Source organism: Gordonibacter sp. An230, assembly GCF_002159915.1.
In the GTDB taxonomy this organism is placed as follows: Bacteria; Actinomycetota; Coriobacteriia; order Coriobacteriales; family Eggerthellaceae; genus Rubneribacter.
This window is the reverse complement of sequence record NZ_NFJP01000037.1, coordinates 13,993-31,187: the sequence shown is the minus strand read 5'-3', so window position 1 is coordinate 31,187 and position 17,195 is coordinate 13,993. Positions and strand designations below refer to the sequence as shown.

The window sequence follows — 17,195 nt, the reverse complement described above, 5'->3', positions numbered from 1 at the left end:
AGATGTGTTTTAGAGACAGCTCGACGAGAGGGGATGGCCCTCCCGGCCGGCGAGGCGGGAGTCGCCCCCCGCCCCCATAGCGCCGCCGACGAGAGCGAACCTAGTAGAACATGAACACGCTCAGGCCCAGCTCGTAGAAGACCACGCGCAGACAGACGGCACCGACAAGGGCGCAGGCCACGGCGGCCGGACCCCAGAGCCTCCAGGAGCCCGAGCGCCATGCGGCCAGCACGGCCGCAAAGGGCGCTACCCCGCCCAAGGCAACGGCCCCGCCCCACAGCAGGGGCGCTTGGATGGCGGCAACGGAGGCGGCGCCGGCCATGCCCGCCGTTGGACTGGTCGGGTCGAAGTAATAGCCCACGTCGACGAAGGAGCCCGCAGACACCTGTAAGAAGACGGCGAAGGCGGCGATGAGCAGGGCGCCCGCCGCCGCGGCCGCAACGGCCGGCAGCCCCAGCGCCGAGGCGTCGTCGCCGCGCAGCCCCATCACGGCACCGCACATGGCGGGCCCCATGAGCAGGGATGCGCCGACGAGCGAGAGCACCTCAAGCACCGAATCCCATGCGGGACGCGCTGCCATCACGTAAGAATGGGCGCAGACCGCAACCAGCACCACCGAGACGACAACCGCGAGCCAGGCCGCCCACTTCGGCACCGTCCCATCGCCCGAGCGGCGCAGCATCGCAAAGTACGTCACCGCAACCGCCGCGAACACCATAATCACGATGAACTCTTGGGTGATGCCGGACGAGAGGTGACCGAACCCGTTGAAGATACGCTCCCAGTGCTCGAGGTGGAAGAACACCGCAACGCCCGACACGGCCAGCAAAACGACCGATGTCGCCAAAAGCGGCATCTGCGATCGGCGGGCATGCCCGCCGATCGCGAGCGCCCCCTGGGCGCCGAACACGCCAGCCGACCACGCCACCAGCGTGGTGAAGATGATCAAAGGCCACTGCAGCTCCACGTTACTCCCCTCCCATCCATTCGTGGCCGCGCAAGATATACGCAAACGACGGGTTGTTCCCCACGTTCGGCAGATGATGCACGTCGGACTCGTCGAACGGCAGGGCGAACTCGCCGAGCCTGATGCGCTCCCCGCCGTTCTCGGCGCCTTCGAAGCTCTCCAATCCCTGCTCCAGATCGCCGAAGAAGCGCGCCATGCCGCCGCACTGCGACACGCACTGCGGGAGCTCGCCCTGGGCGATCTTCTGCTCGCAGAGGGTGCACTTCTCCACCACGCCCTCCTCCTCGTTGAGGTAGCGCACGTTGTAGGGGCAGGCCATCGCGCAGAACTGGCAGCCGATGCACTTGGACTTGTCGATCTGCACAGTGCCGTCGGCGGCGATGTGGCTCGCCTCGGTGGGGCACACCTTCACGCACTCGGGGTCGGCGCAGTGCTGGCACTGCACGGTGAGGAAATACAGATACGACGACGGATCGCCCGCCCCGCCGATCGGGGCGTTCGGCCCGATGCGCAGCACCTTGTTCCAGAAGCTGCCCACGGGCACGCTGTTCACAGCCTTGCACGCCACCGAGCATGCGAGGCAACCGACGCACCGATTCACATCGGTGACGATAGCGTACTGGGTCATGCCTCACTCCCTTCCCTCGTAGACGGGCAGCCACTCCTTCAAGCGCGGATCGGACGCGTCGTGGATGATCTCGACGCCGTTGTGGCCGCACGGCACCGGGTTGCCGAACGGAGAGTTCTCCGGCGTTGCCTTGTAGATCTTCCCAAGATACGCACGCAGATTCGACGCTCCACAATGGGGATCGCGCGCCCATGGATCGATCAGGTGATTCACTGCACACAGCTCATGCCCGCCGCCGGATTGGTCGAGCTCGGGGAACCACCACTGATGCTCGCAGTTGATCGTCCCCTCCCTGATGCCGTAATACAGATCGGCCACTTCGCGGATCTTCCCGTACGGCGTCTCGATCCACACCCAATCCCCCTGCTCGATGCCGTACCGCTCGGCGTCGATCGGGTTGATCTCCACGCGTGGTGCCGGCCACAGCTCCCGGCACCACGGCAGCTGCCGGTGCTCGGAATGGAAGTACACGGGGATGCGGCGCCCCGTTGTGATGATGAGCGGATACTCGGCGTACATGTCGGGATCGCTCACCGGGCTGTGAGGCGGCTCGGTGTAGGTGGGCAGATTCCACTGGCCATCGGGATGGAACGATTCCATGACCGTCGACCAGATCTCGATCTTCTTGGTGGGCGTATAGAACCCGGGGAGCCAGTCGCCTTGGCTGCCGACGAACCCTCCCGCGTTGCGCGCACGGTTCGCGCCCGTCTCGTAACGGCGATACGTCCCCCACAGCTCGGGCTCGACCTCTTTGCAATCCCACCAGCCATGCTCTTGGAACCGTTCCTCGAACGCCTTCCAACCCTGCGGCTCGAAGCCCGCCACCGCCATGTCGAGCATCTCCTCCACGCTGGGGTATTCCGGAAAGCCGGGAACGATGTTGTATGGAACGCCCTTCTCCTTGTACAGCATCTCGACGATCTCGCCGTCGAACTTCGCCTCGGCGGGCGGCTCGATGCACTTCACCGTGGCGCCCATCGCGCCCGACGCGCCTTGCGACGAGCGCGGGCTCGAAAGCTCCAGGAAGTGAGCCGCAGGCAGCACGATGTCGCAGGTGCCGCCGCCCGGCGTGTGCCACAGGTTCGCCTCCACGTAAAACTCGAGCTTCTTGAGCGCTTCCCACGCCATGCCCGTGTTGCATTGGTTCATGAAGTTGCCCGACGAGTTGAACGCACCCACCACCGGATACGGCTCGCCCGTGAGCACGGCGTTCCACGTGGCGGTCGCATCGGCCCACATGCCCCACCATTGAAGAAGCGGTATGTCGTCGCTGCCGAGCAGCTTCTCCATCTGCCCGGGCGAGAGCATAGGCGCACCGGAGCCATTGTTCGCGAAACCCATCTGGCCACCTTCAATGGGAGCGCGCGTCGACGCCCGCTGGCCGGCCGGCGTGTCGTAGTTGCCGGTGATGGCCGTGAGGTAGTCGAGCGCGCGCACGTTCTGGATGGCGGTGTTGGCGTGCTCGGTGGCCAGCATGTACTGGATGCCGCCGTTGCCGTAACCCGTCTCGGGATGCAGCCGCGTTCCGTACGCAAGCGCGGCCTCGCGTATCTGGTCGGCGGGAACGCCCGTGATCTCGGCGACGGTGTCCGGATCGTATTCGGCCGCGCGTTCGGCGTACAGCTGGAAAACAGGACGGACCACGTGCGCGGTGCCGTCCTTGAGCGTGACCTCGAACTCTCCGAACAGAGCAGGGTCGATCTCCGGGTTAAACGGCGTGGGATCGATGACGAATCCTTGGTGCAGGCCGGGCGCAAGGTTCTCCTGCTGCGCCTCTTTGCCCGCCGTAGGCTTAACCCACTCCTCGCCTTCCCAAAAACCCGTTTCGGCATCGAAGTACGTCAGCTTGTCTGCCAGGTTGTCCCACACCATGAAGCGCTTCGGACTGCCTCCTTCCACCAGGTCGGACTCCTTGAGCAGGCGGGTTCTCAACTCGAACGGCGTCATGACGATGGGCGACGCCTCGGTCCATCCGCTCGGCTTTAAGTCCTCGCACACGAGAAACGGTCCGTTCGTCCACTTCTTCGTGAACAGATCGTCGTACAGCTCGTTCTCGATGATGACGTTCGTCCAAGCCAGCGCCATGGCCCCGTCGGTTCCGGGACGCAAATGCAGCTGGTAGTCGGCCTCCTTGCCCATGTTCGTCTCGCGCGGATCCACGCAGATGTGCGTGCTCGCGCGCGTGGCCACGTCCACCGTGGTGCGGCACGAATCGTCGTAGTTAGACATTTCCGACGCGCCGCCCCACGCCACGTACACGTCCGGATGGGCCACCGTCTCCATCCAGCTGTCAGCGAAGCTCGAGCACATGAGCGTGCCGAAATGGCGCGGCCCCTTGCAGATCTGCCACGCCTGCACGATGTTGGGCGAATCCCACAGGTACATGCCGTTCGACGCCCCGAACATGCACCATACGCGCGAGGTGCCGCACATGCCGAACAGGCTCTCGCCGCCGTACTTGGCCTGCAGCTCGTCAAACTTCGACACGATCGTCGATATCGCCTCGTCCCAGCCGATGCGCACCCAGCCAGGATCGTCGGCATCTTTCGGATTCGTGCGCTTCATCGGATAGTGCAGCCGGTCAGGATGGTACGCAGCCTGCACCGCCGCCTGGGACTTCGTGCAGCAATTCCCCATCGACTGAAAGGCCGTGGGATCGCCCTCCAAACGGATCACGCGCCCGTTCTGCACGACCGCAATCACCCCGCATTCCATCTTGCCACAGCCACGGCACCCGGTGCGGATGCGCTTGACCTCGCCTGTCGCCTCGTTTGCCGCATCGGCCGCGGCAAGGCCCGAAGGCGCAACTGCGGCGGTCGTTGCCGTGGCAGCCGCAAGCCCCATGAACGTTCGGCGCGACATGGTGAGTTTTCCCATGCCCCCTCCTTCCTCTCTGTCTCCCGATGCAGCGCGAGCTCGAATCCCGCTGCCTCCTTCCCGCGCTTGCACCTCCTACGGCTCCAAGTATGAAAGCGCACCGAGGGATGGGGAAATAACGTTTGAGCTCGACCAGGCGAATCGCCATGACGGTTCGTCGAGTCCACATGCCTCGCTGTCATAGGGCTATGCCAAACGGGCATGCTGACGAAGCCATGCGCCCAGCGAACCCGACCGTGATAAAATGCAGAAGGAAGGGGACTCGGAGGAAAAGCCATGAACATCGAGCATGCGAGGGAGTTCCTCGCGCTGGCCCAATGCTTGAACTTCACAGAAGCCGCGTGCGATCTGAACATGACCCAGCCCGCACTCAGCAAGCACCTCGCCGCGCTCGAGCGGGAATTGGGCGCAAAGCTCGTCGAACGCACTCGGAAAAGCATTCAGCTTACGGAGGAAGGGAGGATCTTCTTCGAGACGTGCGGCATCATCGTGAACCAGTATGACAAAATGCAGCTCGCCCTCGATGAGATCAAAACGGCGCGGCCCTTGAGGATAGGAGGGCGGTTCGACGATGCCGACGTTGCCACGCTCATGTCGATGACGGCCATGATGCATCGCAACGCCCATCGCTCATCCCTCGCTTTCGCCCGAAGCGAAGGGCACGATGCGCTCGACGCGCTCGAGCGGGGGGAAATCGACCTGTACATCGATTACGCGAACCCCGCGAGGCTCAAGGAACGAAAGCTCTCCTTTCGGCCATTCGTCTCCAACCCTCTCGTGGCCATCGTCGGATCGGATCACGGGCTTGCGCACCGCGCCCACATCGAATGGGAGGATCTAAGGAACGAGACGCTCGTAAAGTTCGTGAGCGACAAAACGAACCCCGCATGGGAGCAGATCGAAGAGCTGTGCCTCGCCCACGGCTTCGCCCCGAAGACGCGCCCCGTCTCATCCCTCAACGACGTGGAGTTCTTCAGCACCCCTTTGCACGGCAGCGTGCTCATCTGGAAGAGGACGCAAAAGCAGATCGGTCTGCTGCTCGAGACGGGACAGCGAGCATGCGTGCCCCTGGCCAGCGAAGACGCGCGCATCACAGCGTACCTCGTGTTCAGGCCCACCGACGAAGCGCGCCTCGCGAGCCTCTTCGAGGCCATCGATGAGGCGAAAACGCTCATCGAAAAGCGCAAGAGGCGCGAGGACGACCCCCTGTAAGCAGCCAATCGCACGAGGGACGTTGCGCGCAGCGCTCCGGCGTTGACGCCACGGCGCCGGCGCCAACAAAGCATCGAGCGGCGCAAAGCGCATAGCGCACGATTCCAAACGCCATGGGGCTTGCGGCGGCGGCCAAGCGTCCGCAAACGATCAGCCTTGCTCGCGACGGCAGCAGGCGACGGCATTAGCCCATCCGAGTCGGACCCCTACTTATCGCCTTCTCCGTAGCCGCCACCCGCCCCAAGACGCATGCCGCCGCCTTCACCCGCAACCAACACGCCCCGAACAGAGTATCCATGCGAAATCGTCGCGCCGATTCGCTGCGTCGTCGCGATCCTCGCCTCGCGTGAGGCGTTCGCAACGACAAGCCTCCCCCCTCATGCCCATCGGCAGGACGGCAAGCCCCTTTGGCCTGCCCTCGGCATGGTCACCCCGCGCTCCCGATGCCCCCGTTGCAATCGCAGACGTCGTGCGAGCGTCTTTCGTATGCGCGGGCGGCACGTTGTTGGAGACGCTCTCCGACCTGCTCCTCTTCTAATTCGGCATGGAGCTCAGCTTCGCAGCAGCGCACGGCATTGCCCTCGGAGCGACCGCGGGCAACATCCTGGCAACGTTGTTGTTTGGCACGTTCCGCCATGCAGGCCGTTTGAGACCTTCGACAGCGCGCCGCCTGAAAACCCTCAAAAAACGGAAGTTCGAGCCACGGGACAGGCGAGATTGTCTCCAGCTGGCCAAACTGGCCTCTCAGCCGAAAGCTCCCCCTGCATTCCAACATCGGTCGCGTATCGGCGCCCATCGGCAACCCCCGCTTGGCAGGGAAACGCGCGACTTCCAGCCAAGCCGGAATTGGCGCGAAAGCATGACCGCTCGATTTTGAATTGAGCCCCTGTGATCTTGCAAGGCAGAAAACCCTTCGTTGAGCGGAGGGGTCCTCCGCAGCGTCGACAGATTTTGAGCGCCAAGCCGAACCGGCCCGCGCCAACGACGGCGCAACGCAGGCATGCGGAAGAAATGGCAGAGATGTCGCTTTGTGCATAGATTAAAGTGCGTTTCCGCTTTCTATCGAAAGCGTTTTCCCAGTTCGGTCATGTTTGCCTCGATCGCAAAATCCCTCGCTCCCTTCCAAAGCAGCAAAAATCTATGCACAAGATGCGATCTGCGCCACTTCGTGCGATTCCCGTCGCAAAGCCGCGACGATCACGGCCTGATGCGCCATAGCGCAGATCTCGCGGTCAAATCATATGCGGACAAGCCCCAAAAAAGAGCGATCCCAACTCTCCGAATGGCCCCGTCGATCCGGCCCGACCAGCGAGTCGAGCCAGGAAAGGCGCCACCTCCCGGGCAAGAGGCGACCGCATGAGAGGCACCCGGCAGTTTCGACGGTCACTGCCCCACTGCGACAGACGAGCGGCAAGCAACTTCCGCGCACCGCCCCCCAGCTTTGCCGCAGAAAGCGGAGGTCGGAAGCGAAAGGGCTCTTCCCGCATGCGGCGCCGCCGCGTGCCCTACCGCTCGTACACCTGGTCGCAACCTAGCAGGTCGCGCATGGAGTGCCATATCTGATGAGGATTGCCCGGAGGGTTCTTCATGGGCTTCATCTCGTAGCGCTCCTTCGCACCGCTCTGCAGGTCGACCGCGAACACCTCGTCTGAAAGCCACAGCGCGTCCGACGGGCAGATGTCGGTGCAGCAGCGGCACTTCACGCAGAGGCTCGGGCTGTGCTCCACGCCGAACGAGCCGTCAGCCTCCTTGAACTTGGAGATCGCCCCCGTCGGGCAGAACGTCGCGCACATCTGGCACGACGTGCATTCCTCCTGCTCGATGACCACGTGCCCCCACAGGCGCGTGTCGATCATCACATCCTCGGGCTCTCCCAGATCGCGCAGCGATTCGAGCAGCCTCTCGCGTCGGCCGGGCACGAAGTGGGGCAGCGTGCCGTCTTTCATCACCTTCACGTACTTGGGCTCAGGCTGCTCTTGCACGCCGAGCGCCTCCTTCACCGCGAAGTCCGTCGTCACGGCAGCGGCGTTTTTAGCCTCGTGCCTCATCTCCGAGAAGAACCCGCGCTTGCTCGCATCGTAGCCTTTGTCGCCCGCCAAACGCGCGACGGACGGGAACTTCTCCACCACGTCGGCGCGCATCGCCGCATGCCAGGTCTCCAGTAGCGTGTTCGCCGTGCCGCACACGAGCCGCGCCGTCTCCACGCCCACGGCATGCTCGCACTGCTCGCATTTCGCACGCACGAGGCTCACATGCTGCGCATCCGCTGCGGCCAACGAGACCAGCAGGCTCTCCTCCACGCGGCCCAGGCACGTCACGCCCACCACCTTCTCAGGGTCGTAGCGGCCCTTCGCAGCCTCGAGGATCTGCTCGCATGCGATGATCACCTCGCCGTCGGCCTCGGCGCACGCGTTCAGGCACGACTGGAAAAGCTCGGCGTCGTTGGGCCTGAGCGCCTCGAGCGCGCAAGTGGGGCATACGGTGGCGCAGGTGCCGCAGCCTATGCACGCATCCGGCTCGATGACAAGCTCGTTGTCCTCGTAGGAGAGGCATCCCGAAGTGCACGCGTCCGCGCACCTCGCGCATGTGGCGTTGCGATTGCGCACGACGGCGCAGCGGTTCTGATGCACGGCGATGTCCGCGCTTTGCAGCTTTTCAAGAAGTCCGAAGATGCTCGTTACCCCTGACATGTCCACATCCTTTCCCAGGCGCCTTGCGCAAGCGGACGCTACGAAAGAAACGCCGCCGCGCCGGAATCGAACTCGCGCGCACCGCCATCGGCAGCTTCGATGCCCCACACCGTGTAGTCGACGGCGAACCTCGGCTCGGCAACGGAGACGGCATCGACGGCCTCGGCATCGCCGTCCTCGGCCGCATCGGCTTTCGCTGCGGCGGCAGCCTCGAGCTCGGCCGCGGCGGCAGCTCGCTGGCGCTCCAGCGACGCGAGCGAGGGAATTCTCACGCAGGCAGGCGGCTCGTCGCCGAACGCGCCCTCTCCCATAAGGTCGCGCACCCGCTCCATCCAGCCCACCGCCTCTTCGGGAATGGAAGAGTCGTCGGCCGTCTTCACCGCGACAAGCGCGTTGTCGCCGAACTCCAGCTCGATCCATGCGTACTCGAGCACGGGATCGCCCTGCCTGCGGCTCATTTTGGCAGCGGCCACGATGGTGGAGGACACCTTGTAGAACATGTTGCGCAGCCAGGTGGGCATCATCCCCGACCACAGCTCTTCGGCAGCCGGGTCGTTCTTGTCCCAATACGGCCTATGCAAGCGAATGCGGAAGCGCATGATGTTGCGAGCCGGGCCCTCGTCCGGCTCATGCGTCACCACCATCGCCGGCGCGACGTAGGAATACGAGCGTTTGATTCCGGCGATCACCTCGTCGGAGCACGCCCTCTCGTCCAAATTCATCTGCAAAATCAATGAGGGTCGAACCGAAGCGGCCATAGAAGTTCCCTTCCTCCACTCGTTCTCCCCAAACCCCACTGCGCAGTATCGTCCAAGCGCCGCTCCTTGTCAACAAAGCCCATCCTCCGGCCGTCGCCGAAAACCCGCCGGCCCTGCAGGCCGCGCAGCCCCCCCCTGCCGAGCCTTGCAACCGACGCCGACGAAAGATAGGCGCTTGACAGGTTCGCCCCTCGCACCTATCATGCGAAATCGGGGAGTCCGCCGCCATGCAAGAGGCATGGGTCGCGGACGTTGTTTGCAAAAGCGAGAGCCTCAGGGGTGGGGTTCACGATGCTGTGCGCATCGCAACAATGCAAACGATGTCCGACGAGGGGGCGGAGCATGACTCACGATTCCACGAAATTCAGTCTTTCATCCGGCGAGGAGCTTGACGAGTTCGACCCGCTGGCAGACGACTTCGACGATGAAGGCGCGGCCGACGGACTTGCCGCCATGCCAAGTTCCGTAGAAGAAGCGCTCGCGCATGAGAAAGAGGGCGGCGAGCGCTCCGTTCCCGCGGACGAACGTCCGGCCGAGGAGCGCATCGACGATCTGCTCGCATCCATGGCGCCGCAGCGCAAGATCATGCTCTCCGTCTTGGCGCAATGCTCAGAGCCGCGCCCCGTTGCGCAGGTGAACGCGCTTGTCGACGAACTGCAGCAGAACAACTTCTCGGTGTACAGCGCCGCCAACCTGTGCGCCTTGCTGGAGAAAGCGGGGGCGCTCGAGCGCGTCACCGCCGACGGGCAGCCGGCCGACGATGTCGAGGCGGAGCCCCGCACGGTGGTGGTCGACGGCGTCGAGTACCTCGAAGCCGGCGAACCCGTCGAGATATGCTGGCTCGCCACCGATGCCGGGCGCGCCGCGCTCGAGGCCGACAAGCCCCTCGAGCGCCTGCGCGAACTGCTTGATCGGGATGCCGCCTACCAGGTGATCTACAAGCGCATCCTCACGCTGTGCTCAGCCGAGGGCGGCGCGAAGACCCCCGACATCAACGCCGCCGTCGACAACGACCCCCTCGTGCAGAAACCGCGATTCTACGCCCCCCATTTCGTCGACAAGCTCGAGAAGTGCGACGCGCTTTCCTGGCAGAAAGCCTGGGTCGCAACCGAAGTGGGCCGGGCGGGCCTCGAGATGCTCGCCGACGTCGTCGACGAGCACGCGAAAGGTTCGGAAACCTCCGAGGACGCGGATGGGAAGGAGCAGGCATGACCGAATCACGCATCCCCGAAATTACCGAGGCGGCAGAAACCGCCGACGAGGCGACGATGGAAGACCTCGCCCAACTCAACAGGCAGCGAGCTGGAACTTACGGCTTGCTTTCCCGGCTGTACCGCGTCGAGGTCGACGAGGACCTGCTTGAGGAGCTGCGCGCAATGCGCTTCCCCGCCCGCACCGGCCGCGCAGACGTGGATGAAGGATACCGCCTCATCGCGCAGTACCTGAGCAATGTCTGGGCCAATTCCATCACCGACCTGGCCGTCGATTACGCGCGCACCTTCATCGGACACGGCATCGACGCATTTTCGGCCGCCTATCCCTTCGAAAGCGTCTACACCTCCGAGAAGCGCCTGCTCATGCAGGAGGCGCGCGACGAGGTGCTTGCCATCTACCGCGCCGAGGGCCTTGACAAGCAAGACAGCTGGAAGGAGGGCGAGGACCATATCGCTCTCGAACTGGAATTCGAGCAGATCCTCGCCAACCGCACAGTAGAAGCGCTCGAACGAGGCGACGAAGACGGGGCGATCGCGCTGCTCACCACACAGAAGAATTTCCTCGACGACCATCTGGCCGCTTGGGTCCCCATGATGACCGCCGACATGAAGCGGTTCGCGGGCACCGATCTCTATCGGGGCCTCGCGTACCTGACGGAAGGCTTCCTGGCTGCCGACAGGGCGTTTCTCGAAGACATTCTGTCAGAACAGGAATAGAAGAGGAGGGGCAACGTCGAAAAAGCCGCGAAGACCAGGCGCAAGCGAAAGAAGGAGCAATGAAGAACGACGAGACACACACGGATTCGCCCGATGCCCCTGCGGAGCGCGCAGAGGGCAAAACGCGTATCGGCATGACGCGGCGCACGCTTTGCCTGGGCGTGGGCGGCGCAGCGGTGATGCTGGGGCTCGGCGGGCTCAAGTACGCCGGATCGCAGTCGATCATCCGACCGCCGGGCGGGCAAGACGAGGAGCGCCTCGTGTCGGCCTGCATCCGCTGCGAGAAATGCTACGAAATCTGCCCGCGCGACGTCATCGCCCCCGCGCACATCGAAAGCGGCGTGCTGAACATGCGCACGCCCACGTTCGACTTCTCCTCAAACTGGTGCGATTGGTGCACAGAGGAGAACGGCGGCCAACCCTTGTGCGTGAAAGCCTGCCCCACCGAGGCCTTGAAGCTGCCGGACGGAGCCACGGCCGAAGGCACCATCATCGGCAAAGCCGTCATCAACACCGACTGGTGCTTGGCGTACAAGCTGATCGGATGCCGGTTCTGCTACGATGCCTGCCCTTATGACGCCATGCAGCTCGACGAGAACGACCGCCCCGCGGTCCTCACGGACAGATGCAACGGATGCGGCGCGTGCGAGAGCGTGTGCGTGTCGCTGCAGAACGGATCGATCTCCGAAGGCGCGACTGCGCGCGCGATCGTCGTGCATCCGCTCGACGAAGCAGAAGGGTAAGGAATACGCATGAAGATGAACTCGAAAACGCTGCGCATCCTCGTCGCCGCAGCCATCATCATCGTCGTCGCCATCGGGTTCGTCACGAACCTGGGCATAGGCACCATGTCGGCACCGGGGGTCTGGGACATCTCGATCCTCTGCCCGCTCGGCGCGCTTGGCACCATGCTGGCTTCGAAGACGATGGTGCCGCGCGCCGTGATATCCCTCGTGATCGTGGTGCTGCTCATCATCGTGTTCGCACGGGCGTTCTGCGGATGGATGTGCCCCGTGCCGCTCGTGCAGAGGCTGCGCGGGCTCTTCTCGAAAAAGCAGGCGAAGGCCGCACGTACCTCCGATGCCGACGGAAACGGCGCTGCGGGGCCCGACGCCGACGCGCAACCCGAAGCCCCGGCAAAGCCCCTCACCGCGGCCGAGCGCGAAGCGCTCTCCGCATCTTGCGGGACGAGCGGCGCCCAATGCTCCTCCTGCGCCAAGAGGCGGGGCGCGGCCCTCGACGCACGGCACTTCGTGCTAGGCGGCGCGCTCGTCTCAACGTTCGCGTTCGGATTCCCGGTGTTCTGCCTCGTGTGCCCCATCGGATTGACCTTCGCAACCGTTCTCCTGGTCATCAACCTGTTCGCCCACGGAGACGTCACCTGGTCGCTTATCGTGGTGCCGGCGCTGCTCGCCGTCGAGGTGCTCGCGTTCAGGAAATGGTGTCACAAGCTATGCCCGCTCTCGGCGTTCATGAGCCTCGTTGCCAAAGCGAACCGGACGTTCGTGCCCACCATCGATAACGCGAAATGCCTCGAAACGTCGAAGAGCGCAGCATGCGGCCTATGCGGACGCGCGTGCGACGAGGGCATCGATCCGCGCCATCCCCAACTGTCCGAAGCGTCATGGAGCGAATGCACGAAGTGCCGCGCTTGCGTCGACGCGTGCCCCGCAAACGCCATAACCATGCCGCTCCTACCAAAGAAACGCCTCGGCAAGCCCGAATCCCCAGCTGCGTCCGTCGACTCCGAAACGGAAGCAGCGAAACCGTAGGCCCCTCCCCCTGCCCGCGGCCGCGGCTGCAGCGACCGCGGGCATCCACCCGCTCGTGAGACCGAGCGGCTCCCGGCGGAAGGCGGCTTGGCAAGGGCTTGGGGGCAAGCCGCCTTCCGCCGGGAGGCGGCACCTCCTCCCCTCCCTCCCCAAAACAGGAGGCGTCGCCTTCCGCACAGGCGCGCACCCGCTTCCGAGCACCCGACCGGAAAGGACCGTCCTTATGGCACACGAACCCAACGCGCCCGAAGCCGTCCGGATTGTCGGCGGCGTCGGCACCGGGAAAACCGAGCGTCTCGTTGAAAGAGCTTCCCGCCTCGCCTCGACCGACGGCCCGCGCAGCGTCGTCGCGTTCTGCGCCACGCCGCTTTCGGCTCGAGCATTCGCTGCGCGGCTGCGCGAGCGCCTCGGCGATGCCGCCGACGAAGTGCGCATCACCACCCCGCGCGCGTTCGCGCTCGAAGTGCTGGGGGACGAAAAGGCGCGAAACCTCACGGGCCGCGACCCCCGCCTGCTGACCGCAGTAGAGGAGAAGTTTCTCGTCGAAGACTTGAAAGTGAGCGGTATCAGGCCGAAACGCCTGCGCGAGATGCTCAAATTCTTCTACCGCTCATGGACCGAGCTTTCCGACGACGATCCCGATTGGCTCCTCCCCGGCGAGGAAACCGAGCTCCACGGCCTGCTCAAGGAGAGCCTGGGCTTCATGCGCGCCGTCATAGAGCCCGAGGCCGCCAACCTCGCCGTCAACTATCTTCGCTCATGCGACGCCGCACGCTCAGCGCACCTTTTCGCGCACGTCGTCGTCGACGACCACCAATGCCTCAACCGCGCCTCTCAGCTGCTGGCCGAGCTGGTCGCCGACACGTCCATCGCCGTAGCGGGAAATCCCGACGCATGCGTGCAGGTGTTCGACTCCTACCCCTACGCAACCGGTCTCGACGAGTTCGCCGACCGCCATCCGAATGCAAGCCTCGTGCAACTCGACGCGTGCCTTCGCAGCAAAGCGACGGCCCGCGCTGCGGCGAACATGCTGGCCGATCCCGCGTTCGAAGGTCGCGCGCTTGCCGTTTCGGACACAAGCGGCGAAGGCAGAATCGACGTTCTGGCCAGCAACGACCCTGCTGACGAGTTCGCGCGCGCGGCCGCCTACCTGGCAGACGCGGCACGTGCAGGCGCATCGACATCCCGCATGGCGGTTGCGGTGCCGAACGATGTATGGGCGCGCAACATGGTTGCCGCGCTCGAAGCGCGCGGGATGCGCGCCGAAGCGTTGCCGACTCGGCAGCCCTTGAAGGGCGACGTGCGCGACCTTTCCCGCTGCGCGCCCGCGCGCATGCTGACGGCCCTCGCCCTCGTCGCCGACTCGCATGACGCCACGGCCTGGCGCTGCTGGTGCGGTTTCGGCGATCACCTGTTGAACAGCAGCGCGTTCGCCAGCCTCCGCGGACAAGGGCTCCCCCTTGCCGACGCCCTCGCCCGTACGGCAGCCGGCTTCGAAGCCGAAAACGCGCGGAACGACGATGCGGGAAGAGAAGGGCGCGCGCAGACGGCGGGCATCGTGGGAGCGCAACGCGTCGTCTCCGCATACCACTCGGGCCTTTTCCTCATCTCCCGCATCGAGCAACGCGAAAGACGCGGGAAGCTGGAGGGGCGGGCGCTGCTTGACGAGATCGCACGCCTGGTCACCGATGGAGCCGCCACTGCCGCGCCAGACGTCGTGACGCGGCTCTGCCTCGCAGACGACCGCACATCCGACAACGCGAACGACGCCTCGTCCATGGTCCGCCGAGCGAGGGAGCGCCTGTGCGCCCCCATCCTCGCCGACGAGAGCGCCGTCGCCGTCGTCCCGTACGATCTGACCGTCGGACTCTCGCCTGAAACGCTCGTGATCGTCGGATTCGTGAACGGGTTCATCCCTTGCCGAGACTACTTCGACACCACGGTCACAACCCTCGACAAGCAGAAGAAGATGCACGCCGTGGACGCGCGGCGCGTCTATGCGCTCGTCGGAAAGGCCGAGCGCACCCTCGCGCTTTCGCACTTCTCTTCCATCGACCTCGAGTCCGCAGGAGCCCTCAAGCTCAAAATCGACCGCATCAAGTTGCGCGACGGCGTGCGCACGTGCTCCATCGCCCCGAGCGACTTTCTGTCCGCGATCGTCGGCGAGGCGTGAGAACGAGGAGGCGAGAGGGCGGAATCGACGCCCCGCTCGGAAGGCATCGGGGCATGATCGTCAGACGGGCGGGGGACGGGGCGCTTGCCCCGCCCCCCGCCCGTCCGCCCGACCCTTCGCCGCCCTGCCGACCCCGCAAAGGGGCCGCCGCCCCCGGAAGGGAGGGGACGACGGCCTCGCAGAGAAAGCCCGGAGTTGCCGGAGCGACGTCCGGAACGGAACGGCCTAGATATCGAGGCTGGGTATCTTCGCGTCGGCATCGCCGCCGGCGGCGTTGATGCCCGCGATGCGGCCGAACGTCACGCAGCGGCCGTGGCCGATGCCCGGCACGTAGGTGGGATAGTCGCCCGCGCCGAAGAACTCGCCGGCGGCCGAGCCGCACACGTACAGGCCCTCGATGGGCTGGTCCTCGGCGTCGAGCACCTGGCAGTCGACGTTCTGACGCAAACCGCCGCACATGGTGAGCAAGCTCGCCACCAGCTTGCCAGCGTAAAACGGCGGATCCTGCACCTTGCCCATGACCTCGGGGCGCTTGCCGAAGTCGAGGTCCTTGCCCAGATCGCACAGCTCGTTGTAGCGCTCGACCGTGGCCACGAGGTTCTCGGGCGGCACGCCCATCTTCTCAGCCAGCTCCTCGAGCGTGTCCGCCTCGACCGTCTGGCCGCTCTCCAGCTCGCCTTCCAGCACCTTCTTCTGCGCCTCCAAGTTGTACTCGCCGCCCACGGGCTGGGTGAGCTGGCCCCACTGCAGGCCGCCGCCCAAACCGGCGTCCATCTGGGCCTTCACCTGCTCCAGGCCATGGGAGTCGTAGATGGTCCAGGCGTCCTTCTTCGTCTGGAGGGCCTTCGTCACGCTCTTGGACTGGGTGTTCACGTCCTCGTTCTTGAAGCGCTTGCCCTCCCAGTTCACGTGCAAAAAGCCGTAGCTGGCCGCGCCGAAGTCCAGGTGCATGACCGCCGCGTGCGGCTCGGACTTCTGCATGGCGCCGCCGACCCAGATGGCCTGCTTGTGCATGTCGCCGGTGTCGCAGTCGGGCGGATTGTAGAAACGGCCGTCCATGGCGTAGGCCGTCATGGGCGAGTAGTACTGGAACATCTCGTTGTCGGCCGCGTAGTCGCCGGATGCGATGATGACCGACTTGGCGTTGATCTGCGTGTACTCGTCCTTGCCGGTGGATACGACAGCGCCCGTCACGGGGCCGTCGCCCTCGCGCACGAGCTGCTCGCTCTTCGTCTCCCAGCGGATCTCGCCGCCCATGTCGGCGATGGTTTCGTACAGCGCCGGCACCAGCACCGCGTTGCCGTACACGTCGCCCACGCCGGAGCCCTGGTAGAACGTGAAGTTCACAGTCTCCTCGTACTTATCGGCCTGGTAGAAGATGTGCGTGACCGGGTACTCGGTGTAGTCGGGGCCCTTGTAGTAGCCGTCCCACAGAAGCGCCTCGAGGCCCTTCTTCGTGGCCAGGTCGTAGAGCCAGTCGAAGCACGCGCCGCTCTTGTGCGCGAACTCCCACAGCAGGGGCTCCTTCACGCGGCCCTGCGCCCAGTTGATCCAGCGGCGCACCACGTTGTTGTAGTCGGGCTCCTCCACCAGGCCCTCGCCCGCCAGCTTCTGCTGGACCTTGGTATGGAAGCCGGCGATGTGCACGCCGCGCGCGACCACCGTTTCGGGGTTCTTGTCGATGGTGATGACCTTCGCGCCCTCTTCGAGCGCTGCAATGGTGGCGCAGCAACCGCCGAGGCCCGCGCCAACAACCAACACGTCGCACTCTTCCGTGCCCGTGATCTTGTCGGCCGGGATGGCCTCGGGAGCGATCTCCCAGCTGTGCAGGCCCGCAACGTCGGGGCCAGCCGACGCACCGCTGTCGGCCATGGGCGCCCCGCCCGCAGCGCCGTCCGCCGAGGACGCCGTGCCCGCCTCGCCGGCGCTCCGCGGCGCGCAGCCCGCCAACCCGGCAACCGCCGCGCCCGCAAGCGCCGTTCCGCCCAAACCCAAAAACGCTCTGCGCGAAAGACCCTGTTTCTTCTGCTCTTCCATGGTCCCCTCCTCCGTTGTTCGCTCTTCGCGACCCTTGCTGCCGCGCCGCAACGACCATACGCCCAATCGCGCAGGCCATCATCCCGTCAGCCGGGGGAACTTCCCCTCCCCTTCGGATTTCCCCCTAGCCGGGGGATGGTTTTGCTCAGA

12 protein-coding genes are annotated in these 17,195 nt (G+C 65.1%); 6 read left to right on the top strand and 6 right to left on the bottom strand.

Translation table 11 applies throughout. The features are described from left to right. Positions 1 to 100: 100 nt before the first annotated feature. Genes B5F40_RS14445 through B5F40_RS14435 form a run of 3 tightly spaced genes read right to left on the bottom strand, consistent with a single transcriptional unit; the run spans position 101 to position 4,472 of the window. A complete protein-coding gene (locus tag B5F40_RS14445) occupies positions 101 to 967 on the bottom strand; it encodes a dimethyl sulfoxide reductase anchor subunit family protein (protein ID WP_087194978.1) in 867 nt (288 codons plus the stop codon). A 1-nt stretch (position 968) separates the two neighbouring features. After that, positions 969 to 1,595: a 4Fe-4S dicluster domain-containing protein gene (locus B5F40_RS14440; protein WP_087194977.1), complete on the bottom strand. Its 627-nt coding sequence runs from the start codon at positions 1,593 to 1,595 to the stop codon at positions 969 to 971. 3 nt (positions 1,596 to 1,598) lie between these two features. Continuing rightward, on the bottom strand, positions 1,599 to 4,472 hold the full coding sequence (locus B5F40_RS14435; protein ID WP_087194976.1) for a molybdopterin-containing oxidoreductase family protein: 2,874 nt from the start codon (positions 4,470 to 4,472) through the stop codon (positions 1,599 to 1,601). Between the two features lie 276 nt (positions 4,473 to 4,748). Between B5F40_RS14435 and B5F40_RS14430 the strand changes: the two genes are divergently transcribed. Beyond that, a complete protein-coding gene (locus tag B5F40_RS14430) occupies positions 4,749 to 5,684 on the top strand; it encodes a LysR family transcriptional regulator (RefSeq protein WP_087194975.1) in 936 nt (311 codons plus the stop codon). Positions 5,685 to 7,189: 1,505 nt separating this feature from the next. Here B5F40_RS14430 and B5F40_RS14425 read toward each other — a convergent pair. Further along, positions 7,190 to 8,374 (bottom strand): 4Fe-4S dicluster domain-containing protein, encoded by a 1,185-nt coding sequence (locus tag B5F40_RS14425; protein ID WP_087194974.1) that lies wholly within the window; start codon positions 8,372 to 8,374, stop codon positions 7,190 to 7,192. Positions 8,375 to 8,412: 38 nt separating this feature from the next. After that, the gene (locus tag B5F40_RS14420) at positions 8,413 to 9,132 is read right to left on the bottom strand and encodes a hypothetical protein (protein ID WP_087194973.1); all 720 of its coding nucleotides are present in this window, start codon (positions 9,130 to 9,132) and stop codon (positions 8,413 to 8,415) included. Positions 9,133 to 9,474: 342 nt separating this feature from the next. Here B5F40_RS14420 and B5F40_RS14415 point away from each other — a divergent pair, with 342 nt between their 5' ends. From B5F40_RS14415 to B5F40_RS14395, 5 genes are all read left to right on the top strand, one after another. Next, positions 9,475 to 10,344, top strand: coding sequence for a hypothetical protein (locus B5F40_RS14415; protein ID WP_087194972.1), 870 nt, complete (start codon positions 9,475 to 9,477; stop codon positions 10,342 to 10,344). Next, on the top strand, positions 10,341 to 11,063 hold the full coding sequence (locus tag B5F40_RS14410; protein ID WP_087194971.1) for a TorD/DmsD family molecular chaperone: 723 nt from the start codon (positions 10,341 to 10,343) through the stop codon (positions 11,061 to 11,063). Before B5F40_RS14415 ends, B5F40_RS14410 begins: the two co-directional genes overlap by 4 nt. Positions 11,064 to 11,122: 59 nt before the next feature. Continuing rightward, the gene (locus B5F40_RS14405; protein ID WP_087194970.1) at positions 11,123 to 11,806 is read left to right on the top strand and encodes a 4Fe-4S dicluster domain-containing protein; all 684 of its coding nucleotides are present in this window, start codon (positions 11,123 to 11,125) and stop codon (positions 11,804 to 11,806) included. 9 nt (positions 11,807 to 11,815) lie between these two features. Further along, positions 11,816 to 12,835 carry a 4Fe-4S binding protein gene (locus B5F40_RS14400; protein WP_087194969.1) on the top strand — a complete coding sequence of 340 codons (1,020 nt, stop codon included), beginning with the start codon at positions 11,816 to 11,818 and terminating at the stop codon, positions 12,833 to 12,835. 223 nt (positions 12,836 to 13,058) lie between these two features. Beyond that, positions 13,059 to 15,008, top strand: coding sequence for a UvrD-helicase domain-containing protein (locus B5F40_RS14395; RefSeq protein WP_087194968.1), 1,950 nt, complete (start codon positions 13,059 to 13,061; stop codon positions 15,006 to 15,008). A 225-nt stretch (positions 15,009 to 15,233) separates the two neighbouring features. Here B5F40_RS14395 and B5F40_RS14390 read toward each other — a convergent pair whose 3' ends face one another. Further along, the gene (locus B5F40_RS14390) at positions 15,234 to 17,045 is read right to left on the bottom strand and encodes an FAD-dependent oxidoreductase (RefSeq protein WP_087194967.1); all 1,812 of its coding nucleotides are present in this window, start codon (positions 17,043 to 17,045) and stop codon (positions 15,234 to 15,236) included. Positions 17,046 to 17,195 lie beyond the last annotated feature (150 nt).

What these genes read in the sequence shown, in the direction of transcription:
- B5F40_RS14390 (WP_087194967.1), bottom strand. Translation starts at nt 17,045, where the DNA reads ATGGAAGAGCAGAAGAAACAGGGTCTTTCGCGCAGAGCGTTTTTGGGT.
- B5F40_RS14435 (WP_087194976.1), bottom strand. Translation starts at nt 4,472, where the DNA reads ATGGGAAAACTCACCATGTCGCGCCGAACGTTCATGGGGCTTGCGGCT.
- B5F40_RS14440 (WP_087194977.1), bottom strand. Translation starts at nt 1,595, where the DNA reads ATGACCCAGTACGCTATCGTCACCGATGTGAATCGGTGCGTCGGTTGC.
- B5F40_RS14405 (WP_087194970.1), top strand. Translation starts at nt 11,123, where the DNA reads ATGAAGAACGACGAGACACACACGGATTCGCCCGATGCCCCTGCGGAG.
- B5F40_RS14400 (WP_087194969.1), top strand. Translation starts at nt 11,816, where the DNA reads ATGAAGATGAACTCGAAAACGCTGCGCATCCTCGTCGCCGCAGCCATC.
- B5F40_RS14415 (WP_087194972.1), top strand. Translation starts at nt 9,475, where the DNA reads ATGACTCACGATTCCACGAAATTCAGTCTTTCATCCGGCGAGGAGCTT.
- B5F40_RS14420 (WP_087194973.1), bottom strand. Translation starts at nt 9,132, where the DNA reads ATGGCCGCTTCGGTTCGACCCTCATTGATTTTGCAGATGAATTTGGAC.
- B5F40_RS14425 (WP_087194974.1), bottom strand. Translation starts at nt 8,374, where the DNA reads ATGTCAGGGGTAACGAGCATCTTCGGACTTCTTGAAAAGCTGCAAAGC.
- B5F40_RS14430 (WP_087194975.1), top strand. Translation starts at nt 4,749, where the DNA reads ATGAACATCGAGCATGCGAGGGAGTTCCTCGCGCTGGCCCAATGCTTG.
- B5F40_RS14395 (WP_087194968.1), top strand. Translation starts at nt 13,059, where the DNA reads ATGGCACACGAACCCAACGCGCCCGAAGCCGTCCGGATTGTCGGCGGC.
- B5F40_RS14410 (WP_087194971.1), top strand. Translation starts at nt 10,341, where the DNA reads ATGACCGAATCACGCATCCCCGAAATTACCGAGGCGGCAGAAACCGCC.